At 71.8% G+C, this 13890-nt stretch carries 12 protein-coding genes; 8 read left to right on the top strand and 4 right to left on the bottom strand.

Annotated features, from left to right (window positions below):
- Window positions 1-44: 44 nt before the first annotated feature.
- Window positions 45-1127, bottom strand: coding sequence for an AraC family transcriptional regulator (locus IE269_RS03770; protein WP_189821201.1), 1083 nt, complete (start codon window positions 1125-1127; stop codon window positions 45-47).
- Window positions 1128-1218: 91 nt separating this feature from the next.
- On the opposite strand from IE269_RS03770, the gene IE269_RS03765 reads away from it, so the two are divergent.
- Window positions 1219-2961 carry an AMP-dependent synthetase/ligase gene (locus IE269_RS03765; RefSeq protein ID WP_189821200.1) on the top strand — a complete coding sequence of 581 codons (1743 nt, stop codon included), beginning with the start codon at window positions 1219-1221 and terminating at the stop codon, window positions 2959-2961.
- 108 nt (window positions 2962-3069) lie between these two features.
- On the opposite strand, the gene IE269_RS03760 is transcribed toward IE269_RS03765, so the two are convergent.
- Window positions 3070-3273, bottom strand: coding sequence for a cold-shock protein (locus IE269_RS03760; protein WP_008738468.1), 204 nt, complete (start codon window positions 3271-3273; stop codon window positions 3070-3072).
- Window positions 3274-3566: 293 nt separating this feature from the next.
- Here IE269_RS03760 and IE269_RS03755 point away from each other — a divergent pair, with 293 nt between their 5' ends.
- Entirely contained in the window at window positions 3567-4439 is an 873-nt protein-coding gene (locus IE269_RS03755) for a menaquinone biosynthetic enzyme MqnA/MqnD family protein (protein WP_189821199.1), read from the top strand.
- Window positions 4440-4490: 51 nt separating this feature from the next.
- Here IE269_RS03755 and IE269_RS03750 read toward each other — a convergent pair whose 3' ends face one another.
- Window positions 4491-5522, bottom strand: a complete 1032-nt coding sequence (locus IE269_RS03750; RefSeq protein ID WP_189821198.1) for an alpha/beta hydrolase — start codon at window positions 5520-5522, stop codon at window positions 4491-4493.
- Between the two features lie 233 nt (window positions 5523-5755).
- On the opposite strand from IE269_RS03750, the gene IE269_RS03745 reads away from it, so the two are divergent.
- Window positions 5756-7399 (top strand): serine/threonine-protein kinase, encoded by a 1644-nt coding sequence (locus tag IE269_RS03745; RefSeq protein ID WP_189821197.1) that lies wholly within the window; start codon window positions 5756-5758, stop codon window positions 7397-7399.
- 18 nt (window positions 7400-7417) lie between these two features.
- Here the strand turns inward: IE269_RS03745 and IE269_RS03740 are convergent, their stop codons facing one another.
- The gene (locus tag IE269_RS03740) at window positions 7418-8197 is read right to left on the bottom strand and encodes a hypothetical protein (protein ID WP_189821196.1); all 780 of its coding nucleotides are present in this window, start codon (window positions 8195-8197) and stop codon (window positions 7418-7420) included.
- A 251-nt stretch (window positions 8198-8448) separates the two neighbouring features.
- Between IE269_RS03740 and mqnC the strand changes: the two genes are divergently transcribed.
- From mqnC to IE269_RS03715, 5 genes are all read left to right on the top strand, one after another.
- Window positions 8449-9645, top strand: a complete 1197-nt coding sequence (gene mqnC, locus IE269_RS03735) for a cyclic dehypoxanthinyl futalosine synthase (RefSeq protein ID WP_189821195.1) — start codon at window positions 8449-8451, stop codon at window positions 9643-9645.
- A 7-nt stretch (window positions 9646-9652) separates the two neighbouring features.
- Window positions 9653-10198 (top strand): imidazolonepropionase-like domain-containing protein, encoded by a 546-nt coding sequence (locus tag IE269_RS03730; RefSeq protein ID WP_189821194.1) that lies wholly within the window; start codon window positions 9653-9655, stop codon window positions 10196-10198.
- Window positions 10199-10278: 80 nt separating this feature from the next.
- The gene (locus IE269_RS03725) at window positions 10279-10971 is read left to right on the top strand and encodes a demethylmenaquinone methyltransferase (protein WP_189821193.1); all 693 of its coding nucleotides are present in this window, start codon (window positions 10279-10281) and stop codon (window positions 10969-10971) included.
- The gene (locus IE269_RS03720; protein WP_189821192.1) at window positions 10971-11957 is read left to right on the top strand and encodes a glutaminase; all 987 of its coding nucleotides are present in this window, start codon (window positions 10971-10973) and stop codon (window positions 11955-11957) included. Before IE269_RS03725 ends, IE269_RS03720 begins: the two co-directional genes overlap by 1 nt.
- Window positions 11958-12475: 518 nt before the next feature.
- Window positions 12476-13696, top strand: a complete 1221-nt coding sequence (locus IE269_RS03715; protein ID WP_189821191.1) for a hypothetical protein — start codon at window positions 12476-12478, stop codon at window positions 13694-13696.
- Window positions 13697-13890 lie beyond the last annotated feature (194 nt).

Below are 13890 nucleotides of genomic sequence, written 5' to 3'. Positions count from 1 at the left end.
TAGTGACCGGTGAGTAAGGAGGGGGCTGACCGGAATGCTCAGCTTCACTGGCGCGGGGGCGCAGCGAGGAAGGGCTCGCCCCGTTGCCCGGACCCCTGAGGGAGCGCCCCGTGGGACGCCACCCGGTACGCCCCCGGAGTCGTGCCCGTCCAGCGGCGGAAGGCGCGGTGGAAGCTCGTGTCCTCCGAGAAGCCGAGGCGGGCCGCCAGCTCGGCGATGGGTTCGTGGCCCTCCGCCAGGGCCGCGATCGCCGCGTCCCGGCGCACCGCGTCCTTCAGGTGCTGGAAGCTCGTGTTCTCGCGGTCCAGGCGCCGGCGCAGCGTCGCCGGGCTCACGGCGAGGCGGGCGGCGGTGTCCGTGAGGGTGGGCAGGCGCGGGGAGGCGCGGAGCGCCCGGGCGAGGGAGCGGCGGACCTGTTCGGCGACCGTCGTGCCGTACTCCCGCCGGGTCAGCAGGTCGAAGGGGGCCCGGCGGAGGAGCGCGTCGAGCGAGGACTCGTCCTGGACGAGCGGCGCGGCGAGCCAGTGCGCGTCGAAGCCCGCCGCCGTGCGGGCGGCCCCGAAGCGGACCGGGCAGCCGAAGAGGCTCCCGTACTCGGACTCGTGAGGCGGCGGCGGGTAGGCGAACTCCGCCCAGCGCAGCGGGATGCGGCTCCCGGTCAGCCAACTGCACAGCCGGTGCCAGATGATCACCATGCACTCGGTGAGGAACCGGTCCTCGTATCTCTCCTCGTCCGCCCCCAGCCCGTTGTGCACGGTGAAGACCGCCTCGGCCGGAGTCCGGCTCAGCGAGAGGTTCGGGCCGTCGGGGAAGAGGGCGTAGAAGGCGGTGCCGCGTTCCATCGCCCGGCCCAGGTCGGAGCAGCCCATGGTCGCGTAACACATCATCGCGAAGGTCCCCGGCCGGCTCGGCGCGGACGCGAGGCCCAGGAACTCGTCCTGCGTCGTGCGGTACAACGCCCGGAAGAGCCGGGCGAACTGGACGCTGGTGACACGCGCCCGGTCGTCGCCCAGCAGCAGCGGCGGGATCCGGGCGGCCTGGAGGAGCGGGACCGTGTCCAGCCCGGCCCGCTCGGCCCCGCGCAGCACGGCCCGCACGTGGTGCACGGTGATCGTCCGCTTGCCCATGGAGGGAAGGTAGCCGCTGTGAGCGCGCGGGTCAGTGGTGCTGACGCTTCCGGTCATCTCCCGTACGAGGACGGCTCCTTACCGTCGGGTCATGACCGATACGGGTGGCACGTCCGCGGCACGGCCGCGTCCTGCGGCACTGTCCGAGTTCACCGAATGGGCGGGCGAACGGTACGGGAACCTCCCGGCCCTGCGCTCAAAGGGGGCCGGTCCCGTCTCGTACGACCGGCTCCGTGACCGCGTACGGGACATCGGGCGCGGCCTGATGGCGGCCGGGGTCGCCCCGGGCGACCGGGTCGCCGTCCTCGGCGAGACCTGCGCGGACTGGACGTACGCCCACTTCGCCGTGCTCGCGGTGGGCGCCGTGGTCGTCCCGGTCTACCCGACGGCGGGCGACGACGAGCTCGCCTGGGTCCTGACGGACTCGGGCGCGACCCTCGTCCTGTGCGAGAACGCCGAGCAGGCGAAACGGGTGTCGTCCGCAACGCCCTCCGGGCCCTTTCCCGCCCTGCTCTTCGGGGAGTTGGCCGGACTGGACGCCGGGGCGGTCGCCGTGGACGACTTCCTCGCGCGGGCCGCCGCCGTCCGGCCCCAGGACCTCGCCTCGCTCGTCTACACGTCCGGGACCACCGGGCCGCCCAAGGGGTGCCGGCTCACCCACGCCAACTTCGGGGCCGTCCTCGACGGCGGGGCCGAGATGATCCGGGGCGGGCCGGGGGACGTCACGTACCTGTATCTGCCGCTCGCGCATCTGCTGGCGCAGCTGATCGAGCTGAACACCCTCATGTTCGGCGGGGAGTTGTGCTATTTCGGGGGGCGGATCGAGGACGTCGTCGGGGAGCTGGCCGAGGTGCGGCCCACCCATCTGCCGTCCGTGCCCCGGCTGTTCGAGAAGGTGCACGCGGTGGTGCTGGGGCTGGCGGAGGCCCAGGAGGGTGGGCGGGAGCGGTTCGCGGAGGCCGTCCGGGTGGGCGTGCTGGCGGCGGAGGGGCGGCTTCCGGAGGAGGACAGGGCGACGTGGGAGGCCGCGGAGGAGTCGCTGTACGGGCTCGTGCGCGCCGCCTTCGGGGGGCGTCTGCGGTGGGCGCTCACCGGGGCCGCCCCCATCGCCCCGCAGACCCTCGACTTCCTGCGGGCCTGCGGGATCCCGGTCTACGAGGGGTACGGGATGACCGAGTCCGGCGGCGTCATCTCGCTCAACCGGCCGGGAGCGGTGAAGTACGGCTCCGTGGGGCGGGCGTACCCCGGATGCGAGATGAGGATCGATCCGCAGGACGGAGAGGTTCTGGCCCGGGGCGGGATGGTCTTCCCCGGGTACCACGGGAACGACACCGCCACCCGCGAGGCCCTCGACGCCGACGGATGGCTGCACACCGGGGACCTCGGGATGATCGACGAGGACGGGTATCTGACCATCACCGGGCGCAAGAAGGACCTGGTCATCACGTCCTCGGGGAAGAACCTGACCCCGTCGGCGATCGAGCATGCGATCCAGCAGTCCCGGTACGTCTCGTACGCGGTCATGGCCGGGGACCGCCGCCCGCACCCCGTCGCCCTGATCACCCTGGAGGGTGAGGAGATCGCCGCCTGGGCCGCCCGCGAGGGGCACGACCTCGGGCCGCGGCCCGGCCGGCACCCGGCCGTGCGGGAGCTGGTCCGGGAGGCGGTGGAGGCGGCCAACGCCCAGGTCTCCCGGCCCGCCCGCATCCGGGCCTTCGCCGTGCTCGACCAGGACCTCGGCATCGCCGACGGCACCCTCACCCCCACCCTGAAAGTGCGCCGGAAAGCCGTTCTGGAACGGTATGCAGCGGAAATAGAAGCTCTTTACCGATAAGGGCGACAAAGGCAGGAGCCCCGTTCCGGGAAATCGGAACGGGGCTCCTTGGGTACTGCGTTCAACGACCGCGATCGGTCGTTTCCCAGTCCTTGAGTCCGAGAGGACTTAGGCGGGGGTGACGTTCTCCGCCTGCGGGCCCTTCGGGCCCTGCGTGACGTCGAAGTTCACGAGCTGGTTCTCCTCAAGCGAGCGGAAACCAGACGCGTTGATCGCGGAGTAGTGGACGAAGACATCCGGGCCGCCGCCGTCCTGGGCGATGAAGCCGAAGCCCTTTTCAGCGTTGAACCACTTGACGGTTCCGGTAGCCATAAGCCCTCCCATGGGCCAAAGGGTTGCCCTGCTCCAGAACCTGCAAGGAAGTCTGAAAACAAAAGCCTGCGGGTTACATGTCCGCAGGCTCTGTACTGCAAGGGAAACCAAACTGCAACTTGCGGGCGAGCCTAGCACGCACCTTCAGGCAAGCGGTAGAGGGAAAGATCACGTCACTCGGATGTTTGACACGGGCGTGTCGGCTGACGCCGGGAGGGCCGGGAGAGGTCGTGCGCGGTGCGCCCGGACCCCCCGGAGGGGCCCTCCGGACCGGGCGGGTCTAGCCTCGCGATGTGGACAATTCAACCGCTGGCGAGCTGACGCCGAACCGCACCCGGCCCCGCGTCGGCCACATCCAGTTCCTGAACTGCGTGCCCCTCTACTGGGGCCTCGCGCGCACCGGGAGCCTGCTGGACTTCGAGCTGACCAAGGACACCCCCGAGCGGCTCAGCGAACAGCTCATCCGCGGCGACCTGGACATCGGCCCCGTCACCCTCGTCGAGTTCCTGAAGAACGCCGACGACCTGGTGGCCTTCCCCGACCTCGCCGTCGGCTGCGACGGGCCCGTCATGTCCTGCGTGATCGTCTCCAAGGTGCCGCTCGCCGAGCTGGACAAGGCGCGGGTCGCCCTCGGATCGACCTCGCGCACCTCCGTACGCCTGGCCCAGCTGCTGCTCGCCGAGCAGTACGAGGTGGAGCCGGACTACTACACCTGCCCGCCGGACCTCGGCCTGATGATGCGCGAGGCGGACGCCGCCGTGCTGATCGGGGACGCCGCGCTGCGGGCCTCCCTGCACGACGCGCCCCGGCTCGGGCTCCAGGTCCACGACCTGGGGCAGATGTGGAAGGAGTGGACGGGGCTGCCGTTCGTCTTCGCCGTCTGGGCCGCCCGCAAGGACTACCTGGCCCGCGAGCCGTACCACGTGCAGAAGTCCCACGAGGCCTTCCTCGCCTCCCGCGACCTCTCCCTGGCCGAGGTCGACCAGGTCGCCGAGCAGGCCGCCCGCTGGGAGGACTTCGACGCCGAGCTGCTGGAGAAGTACTTCACCACGCTCGACTTCCGCTTCGGGCCCGACCAGATCGCCGGCGTGCGCGAGTTCGCCCGCCGCACCGGCGACACCACCGGGTACCCGACGGACGTACAGGTGACGCTGCTGGGGGAGTGACCCCCTGCTCGGGGAGTGACCCCGCTCGGGGAGTGACCCCCGGCCGTCCGCTCAGGGCGTGGGGACGGGTGCCTTCAGGTGCGAGCTCAGCCAGGTGAGGCTGCCCGACTCCATGCCCTTGATGTACGTCGCCGGATTGTGCACCCCGTCCGGAATGATCTCCAGGCGGGTCTTGATCGGGCCCTTGCCGTAGTCGTGCATGAAGCGCTGCACGCGCGGAATCAGCTTCTCCTTGGAGCCGGCCTGGAACGCCAGGTAGACCTTCGGGGCGTCCGGGCGCTTGATCAGGTCGGCGGCCAGCTTCCGCGGATTGTTCGCCAGCTTCTCCTGCGGGAAGCCCTTCCACATCGGGGAGTCCGGCACGATGTCCGGGCCCGAGGAGATCGCCGCCTTGAACCGCTCCGGGTGCCCCAGCACCGACTTCAGCGCGATGAATCCGCCGGACGACGAACCCATGAACGCCCAGCCGTCCCGCGAGCGGAACGTACGGAAATTCGCCTTGACGAAATCGGGTACGTCCTGGGTGATCCAGGTGCCCATTTTCGGCCGCCCCGGAATGTCGCTCCCGTCGTAGTACTTCTTCTCCGGATTCTGCACCGGCATCACCACGACGAACGGCAGGCTCGTGCCCTTCTGGGACATGTCGGCGACCGTCTCCAGGAAGTGCTTCTTCTCCAGCGACCAGTAATTGCTGTCGTACCCGTACGAACCGGGAAGCGCGATCAGCACCGGGAAACCGCTCTCCGCGTACTTCGGATCGAAATACTGCTTCGGGGCCCACACCCACACCTTGCCGGTGAATCCGGACTTCGCCCCGGACAGGGTCGTCTCGGCCACCTTCGTGCCGTCGTCCAGGGTGCGGAAGACGGAGAAGTCGGCGCGCGGGCCGCGCGGCAGCAGCGTGTCGGACTCGCCCTTGGACGCCGCCTGCTGGAGGTCGTTGCGCTGGATCGAACCGCCGTTCGTCTCGGCCGAGTTGAAGTCGTACGGCTTGCCCTCGTCCGAGCAGCCCGTCACCGAGAGCGTCAGGGCGGACGCGAGCAGCGCAGCGGCTATCAGGCGGCGGTTCGGCAGGCGATTCATGCGGGGGCTCCGGGCGGGTGGGGGCGGACGTGGTGCGGTGACGGGGCGGTGCGGCGGCCCGATTCCGTACACGTGGCGGACGCGCTCCGTGCGCGTTCCGTACAAGGAGATGTGTCCCGCGGGACATCGGTTCGCCCGGTGTCCGAACTGTCCCAGTGATCCCGCACACGTCGGCCCTACTGTGGGGAGCAGGGTTCACGGCGGTCCACGAGGTCTCGGGGGAGAACATCACCATGCAGCCGCTGGAAGCGGGCGAACCGCAGAATATCGGTGACTACCGTCTGCTCGGGCGATTGGGGTCCGGCGGCATGGGCCGGGTCTACCTCGGGCGCAACGCCGGGGGCCGCACGGTCGCCGTCAAGATCGTGCATCCGCACTTCGCGCAGGACGAGGAGTTCAGGGCGCGGTTCCGGCGCGAGGTGGAGGCCGCACGGCGGGTCGGCGGGGCCTGGACCGCGCCCGTCCTGGACGCGGACGCGGAGGCTCCGGTGCCGTGGGTGGCGACGGGTTACGTGGCGGGCCCGTCGTTGACACAGGCCGTCGCGGCGCACGGTCCGCTGCCGGATGCGTCCGTACGGGTCCTGGGTGCGGGCCTCGCGGAGGCGCTCACGGCGGTGCACGGGCTCGGCCTCGTCCACCGGGACGTGAAGCCGTCGAACGTGCTGCTCACCCTCGACGGGCCCCGGCTGATCGACTTCGGCATCGCGCGGGCGACCGACGCCACGGCCTCGCTGACGTCGACGGGGGTCTCGGTGGGGTCGCCCGGCTACATGTCGCCCGAGCAGATCCTCGGCAAGGGGGTGACCTCGGCCGCCGACGTCTTCTCGCTCGGCGCGGTGCTGGCCTTCGCGGCGACCGGGACGGCACCCTTCCCCGGCGACTCGGCGGCCTCCCTGCTCTACAAGGTGGTCCACGAGGAACCCGAACTGGACGGCCTGGAAGGGGACGTGCGGGAACTGGTGCTGGCCTGCCTCGCCAAGAACGCCGCCGACCGGCCCACGCCGGAGGAGATCGGCCGGCGGCTGGTGCCGGGCGGGGCGGCCCCGGCCGTGGCGGCGGGCTGGCTGCCGGGGGAGCTGGTCGCGGAGGCCGGGCGCAGTGCGGTGCGGCTGCTGGAGATGGAGGCGGCCTCGGGGCCCGTGCCGTTCACGCACGGGGTGGTGAGCGGGGGCGGCGGGGCACCGGTGCCGGGGGAATTCGGGCCGCCGCCCGTGTCGTACGGGAGCAGGCCCGTGCCCGAGGTGCCGGCGAGGAAGCCCGAGGTCCCCGCCCAGCGGCCCGGGCTGTCCGTGTCGGTCGCCACCGAGACCTCGCCGTCCGGGGCCCCGGACGGGCGGGGGCGGCGGCGCAGCTGCACGCTCGTGCTCGCGGTGGCGGGCGCGCTGGCCGCGGTGACGCTGGGCATCGCCTTCCTGCCGGGAATGCCGGGAATGCTGGGGGGCGGGGACAAGAAGGACTCGGGGTCGGGTGCCGCGGAGCCGCCCGGGGCGCACTCATCGGCGCCGCAGGTGCCGGGCGGCGGGGTGCCGGACAGCTTCGTCGGCACCTGGACCGGCAGCCTCACCGAGGCCACCACCAACCAGCCGCACGGCACCATCACGCTCACCCTCGCGCGGGGCGCCAAGGGTGAGGACGTGCTGAAGTCCTCGTACGACCTCATGGGCGTCAAGTGCTACGGCATCGGCAAGCTGGAGTCGGCGACGGCGGACAAGGTCGTCGTGGTCGACCGCACCGACCCGGCGCGGCCCTCCACCCCGCTGCTGTGCTCCGGCGAGTCCAGCCAGATCGTCCTCGACCGCAACCCGGACGGCACGCTCCAGTACACGTCGCCGTCGGCGCAGCAGGGGAAGCCGTACGGCACGCTGAAGAAGCAGTAGACGTACGGGAGTTGCGCGTCAGTGGCGGGTCTTCTTGGGCTTGCTGGGCTTGCTCGGCTTGTTCGACGTGCCGCTGTCGGACTTCTTCGGCGGCGTCGGCCTGACGGTCTTGGCGGGCTTCTTCTGGGCCTTGGAGGGCTTGGTGGTGCTGCACTCCGCCGTCGCCCGCTCCTGCACCTGCACCTCCTGGGCGACCCAGCCGTCCGCGAGCGCGGGGGAGGGGCGCATCAGGATGCTGTACTTCTGGAAATTGGCCGGATTCGGGCGCGCGGGGCTGCGCTTGCCGGTCTTCAGGGTCTTGCTGAAGGCCTTCGACAGGTCGTGGCAGAAGCCGACCTGCACGGACGTGCCGTCCTCGGCCGGTGCGGTGGTGACGTTGTAGTAGCGGTCCGTGCCGCCGGGCACCAGGCCGCTGCTCAGCTCCTTCTCGATCCGGGCCTTCCCGAAGGCGGTGCCGCCCGCGCGGGAGTAGAAGCGGTAGCCGGGGTCGTTGGCGTTCCGCACGTGGACGCCGTGCCAGATCGCCTGGATGTAGCGCGAGGAGTCGGCGAGGGCGGCCGACTGCCGGGGGTCCGCGGGCCGCGCGAAGTCGAAGGTCACCCAGTGGCCGTCGCCGAGGCCGAGGTCGGGCCGCTTCGGTCCGGACGCGGGCGCCGCGGGCGCGGGGGACTTCTTCGCGGCCCCGGCGGGCGCGGCCGCCGGCTGCTCCTGCTTGCCGCCTCCGCCTCCGCACGCGCTCAGCAGGAGTGCGGCGGCCACGGCGGACGCGGCGACGGCGGGTATGGAACGTCGATTCACGTGCAACAGCTCCTGACGCGGCAGGCGGGGCGATCCGAGCCCGACGAAGCTATCGGCCGGATTCCGCCCCCGCCAGCGGACATTACGTACGCGTGCCTGCCACACCGGGGCGAATTCCCGTGCGGTTCCCGTGTGGGAAATACGACCTTCCCGCCCTCCCCGGGCCCCGCCCAGGAGGCCCGGGCCCCTGGCGTACGCTGGATCAGTCTTGACGTACGACCCCCGAACCCCTCTGGGAAGGAACCGCCCCGGTGACCGAGAAGGCCGACCTCCAGTCTGTCCTTGACCGTGCCGCCGAGGGTGGCCGCATCACCCCCGAGGAAGCCCTCGACCTGTACCGGGACGCCCCGCTGCACGCGCTGGGCCAGGCCGCCGACGCCGTGCGCCGCCGCCGCTACGCCGGCACCGAGCACATCGCGACGTACATCATCGAGCGCAACATCAACTACACGAACTCGTGCGTCACCGCGTGCAAGTTCTGCGCCTTCTTCGCCGCGCCGAAGAGCCCCGACGTATGGACCCGTGACCTCGACGACATCCTGCGCCGCTGCGCGGAGACCGTCGAGCTGGGCGGCACCCAGATCATGTTCCAGGGCGGGCACCACCCCGACTACGGCGTCGAGTACTACGAAGAGCACTTCGCCGCGATCAAGAAGGCGTACCCGCAGCTCGTCATCCACTCCCTCGGCGCGTCCGAGGTCGAGCACATGGCGCGGATCTCGAAGGTCTCCACCAAGGAGGCGATCCAGCGTATCCACGCCGCCGGGCTCGACTCCTTCGCCGGTGCCGGTGCCGAGCTGCTGCCCGCCCGGCCGCGCAAGGCCATCGCGCCGCTCAAGGAGTCCGGCGAGCGCTGGCTGGAGATCATGGAGGAGGCGCACAACCTCGGGGTCGAGTCGACGTCCACCATGCTCATGGGCACGGGCGAGACCAACGCCGAGCGCATCGAGCACCTGCGCATGATCCGCGACGTACAGGACCGGACCGGCGGCTTCCGCGCCTTCATCCCGTACACGTACCAGCCGCAGAACAACGCGCTGAAGGGCCGCACGCAGGCCACCCTCTTCGAGTACCTGCGCATGATCGCCATCGCGCGGATCTTCCTCGACAACGTCGCCCACATCCAGGGCTCCTGGCTGACCACCGGCAAGGAGGTCGGCCAGCTGTCGCTGCACTACGGCGCGGACGACCTCGGCTCGATCATGCTGGAGGAGAACGTCGTCTCGTCGGCGGGGGCCAAGCACCGCTCCAACCGGATGGAGATCATCGATCTGATCCGGAAGGCGGGACGGGTCCCGGCCCAGCGCGCCACGACGTACGAGCACCTCGTCGTCCACGACGACCCGGCCAACGACCCGGTCGACGACCACGTCGTCTCGCACCTCTCCTCCACGGCCATCGAGGGCGGCACGGCCCACCCCGAGCTGAAGCTCCTCGCGTCCAACTGACGCGCCGGTGCTGACGATTCACCGGGTGCGCGGCATCCGGGAGGCGGACGGCGCGTCCGGGGACGCGGTCGTCGTGGACGGCGACCGCATCTCCGCCGTCGGTACGTACGAGGAACTGGCCCCGCACCTCGACCCGCGCGCCCGCGTCCGGGAGTGGGACGGCTACCTCACCCCCGGCCGCTTCGAGCCGGACGCCGTCACCCTCCTCCAGGCCCGCTACTGGCCCGACCCCCGCGAGGCCGACGATCTCGGCACCGAGCCGCTGTCCGGGCACGCCCTGCACGGCCTCGGCATGACCGACAGCCGGTGGGGTGCCAGCGCCCGGCGCGGGGTGCAGCGCCTGCTCGCGCACGGCACGACGGCCGTCGCCGGACCCTTCACCCATCCAGCGGTACGGGTCGCCGTCGAGCGCTCCCCGGTGCGCGTCCTGCACGGGCCCCGCCCCCGCTCCCTCACCGCCGGTTCCGCCGCCGACTTCGCGGTCTTCTCGGAGCCGGCGGGGGACTGTCTGGTGACGGTCATAGGCGGACGGCTGGTGTTCCGCCGGGCCTGACGGGCTCCCGTGCGCGGCTCGGGCGGACCCGTCCGTGCCCGCCTGAGCCCCGTTCGTCCCCTACCGGCACAATGGGGCTCGTGACCCGAGCATCCCTGGACAAGCAGCCGCACGAAGTCGCGTCGATGTTCGACGGAGTGGCGGCGAACTACGACCTCACCAACACCGTCCTGTCCCTGGGCCAGGACCGCGCCTGGCGCAAGGAAGTGACCCGGGCCGTCGACCCCGGCCCCGGCAAGCGGGTCCTGGACCTCGCGGCCGGCACCGCCACCTCCTCCCTCCCCTTCGCCGCCACCGGCGCGTACGTCGTCCCGTGCGACTTCTCGATCGGGATGCTCAGCGAGGGCAAGCGCAAGCACGCGCACCTGCCCTTCACCGCCGGTGACGCGACGAAGCTGCCGTTCCGGGACGAGTCCTTCGACGCCGTCACCATCTCCTTCGGGCTGCGCAACGTCGTCGACACCGACGCCGCGCTGAAGGAGATGTTCCGGGTGACGAAGAAGGGCGGACGGGTGGTGATCTGCGAGTTCTCCGACCCGACCTGGGCGCCGTTCCGCACCGTCTACAACGAGTACCTGATGCGGGCACTGCCGCCGGTCGCGCGCGCCGTCTCCTCCAACCCGGACGCGTACGTCTACCTCGCCGAGTCCATCCGCGCCTGGCCCGACCAGGCCGGACTCGCCAAGAAGCTCCAGCAGGCCGGCTGGTCGCAGGTCGCCTGGCGCAACCTGACGGGCGGCGTGGTGGCGCTGCACCGGGGCGTGCGGGTCTGATGAGCAGCGGGCCGGGTGCGGTGGGGCCGGAGTCGGAGCACGGGCCGGAGTCCGAGCTGGAGCAGCCCGTCGACTTCGACTTCCCGGGCATCCTGCGCCGGATCGAGGCGGATGTGCGGCCGCAGATCGGCCAGGGGCAGGTCGCCGCGTACATCCCGGCCCTGTCCTGCGTCGACCCGAACCGCTTCGGCATGGCGATCGCCGACCTCGACGGCAAGGTGTACGGGGTGGGGGACTGGCAGCAGCCGTTCTCCACCCAGTCCATCACCAAGGTCTTCGCGCTGGCCCTCGCCCTGGCCCAGGGCGGCGACGACCTCTGGGAGAAGGTCGGCCGCGAGCCGTCCGGCAACCCCTTCAACTCGCTCGTCCAGCTGGAGTACGAGAACGGCATCCCGCGCAACCCCTTCATCAACGCGGGCGCGCTCGTCGTCACCGACCGGCTCCAGACCCTCACCGGCGACGCGAGCAGCGAACTCCTGGAATTCGTACGGCAGGAGAGCGGCAACCCGGACGTCACCTTCGACCCCGAAGTCGCCGCCTCCGAGTCCGACAACGGCGACCGCAACGCGGCCCTCGCCCACTTCATGGCCTCCTACGGCAACATCGCCAACCCCATCCCCGCCCTCCTCGACCACTACTTCTGGCAGTGCTCGATCGAGATGAACTGCTCCGACCTGGCCCTCGCCACCCTCTTCCTGGCCCGCCACGGCCTGCGCGCCGACGGGACGAGGCTGCTGCCGCGCCGCCTCGCCAAGCAGATCAACGCGGTGATGATGACCTGCGGAACGTACGACGCGGCGGGCGAGTTCGCGTACCGGGTCGGGCTGCCCGGCAAGAGCGGGGTGGGCGGCGGGATCGTCGCCGTCGTGCCGGGCGTGTGCACGGTGTGCGTGTGGAGCCCGGGGCTGGACCCGCAGGGGAACTCGGTGGCGGGCATAGCGGCGCTGGACCGGTTCACGTCCCTGACGGGGCTGTCGGTCTTCTGATCCCCATGATCCCCGGGTGCCCCATCTTCCTTACTGCGCAACGGATTTGAGACCTCGTCACCCCTTCACCGGGGGGTGGCGGGCGGGCAGGATGAGTCAGTTCACGTCCGTGGACCCGCTCGCCCACTCGCCTCCCCGGAGCCTCCCTCATGGCGCTGCACTGTCCCCATTGCGGAACCGTCACCCCCGGCGACACCCGGTCCTGCGTGAGCTGCGGCTGGGCCCCGGCGGCGGGGGCGGGGGCCGGGGTGCCCGCCATGCCGCCCGCGCCGGCCGGGCCCGCCGCGCCGGCCGTGCCCGCGGCACCGGCCATGCCTGCCGGGCCGCCGCCTCCGCCGGCGTATGCACCCGGGCAGACGTACGGGCAGATGCCGGGGTACGGGGGCGGTCCTGGCCCCGGTCATGTCGCTGGCCCCGGTCCCGGTCCTGGCCCCGGTCATGTCGCTGGTGCGCCTCAGCAGCCTTCCGCCGCAGGGGAGTTCCTCTCGCGCACCTTCCGCAGCGGGTGGGGTGCCGCCGTGCGGGCCGCCGCCTGGCCGCTCGGGCTGCTGCTCGTCCTCGGGGCGGGGCTCGTGGTCCTCTCGTACGTCCTCGACGGCAAGGCGGGCGACGACGACGTTCCGCTCGGCTGGGCGGTCCGGCTGCGGCTCTCCTTCGCCCTGCTGCTCCAGGCCTTCGGCGGCGGCATCGAGTTCCACGCCATGCGCTCCGGCTACCGGGTCGACCCCTCCGAGGGCTCGGGCAACTGGCCCGACTACGGCTCCGGCGTCGACACTCCCGGCCTGACCGTCGAGGGCGGGGCCACCCTCTCCTTCGTCCCGCTCACGGTCACCGTGCTGCTCGTCCTGGCGCTGTGGCTCGGGGCGCGCATGCTGCGCCGCGGCCTCGCCGCCCGCGCCGCCGCCGGACAACTCCCCAGCCGCACGGCGGGAGTTGAGGCCGCGATACGGGTCTCGCTGGTCGTCGCGGCGGGCGTGCTGATCCTCGGGCTGCTCTCCCAGCCCGAGATCGAGACCGTCGAGATCTCGATCGCGCCCGTGCTCGTCACGCTGATCGCGTTCGCGGTGGCGCTGGCCGTCACGGTCGGAGTGCTCCAGCGCGACGACCTCGCCCGGTGGGCGGGGCAGCGGCCCGGCACGGTGCTGGCGATGCGGGCGCTGGGGACTGCGGTACGGGCCCTGGTCGTCGGCATCGTGCTGTGCACGGTCGTCGGGCTCGTCGTCCTCGTCGTCAAGGGCGGTACGAGCCTCGAAGACCTACTCGTCCTCTTCCCCGTCCTGCCGAACATCGGGATCGCGGTGCTCGGGCTGTGCTGGGGGGTGCCGCTCGCGTACGACGTCCAGGGTGCGGGGGGACCCTTCCGGGTCGGTGCCGAACGCGGCGAGATCGGGCTCGACCAGATCGCGGAGGAGTTCAGCGGGTGGGGCGTGGCCGGGGCACTCGTGCTCGGGGCGGTGTGCGCGCTGGTCCTGGGGGTGCTGGCGGCACGCCGGACGCCGGAGCGGGGGGCTCAACTGGTGAGCGCCGTCGCCTACTTGCTGCTGTTGCTCGTGCTGATGGGGGCTTCCGGGATGTCGGCGGAGATCTCGGGCGGGATCAGAGAGCTCTCCGGAGCGACCGGACGCGCCTCCCTCTCCCTCGGCATCGCCGAGGCCTTGCTCTTCGGACTGCTGTGGCTGGCGGGGGCGGTGCTGGTGGGGTCGTATGCGGCGAGGGTGCGGCGGGGTGTGGGGGCTTAGGCGGGTTCCGCCCCCCTCTTCCCCTCTTCCCTCGCCCCCTTGGGCGGCGGGGCCGCCCCCCGGGGGCGGGACGGGCGGGCAAGGGGGCGGCACGCCCGATCCGGGCCCGCCCCGGCACCGGCCCCCTGCCCGCACGCCCGATCCCGGCCCGCCCCGGCACCGGCCCCTGCCCGCACCCCCGACACCGGCCCCGT

This window comes from Streptomyces spiroverticillatus, from assembly GCA_014650415.1.
Classification (GTDB): domain Bacteria; phylum Actinomycetota; class Actinomycetes; order Streptomycetales; family Streptomycetaceae; genus Streptomyces; species Streptomyces spiroverticillatus.
Note: the sequence above shows the minus strand (reverse complement) of the source record. Positions and strands in the feature narration are given on the sequence as shown.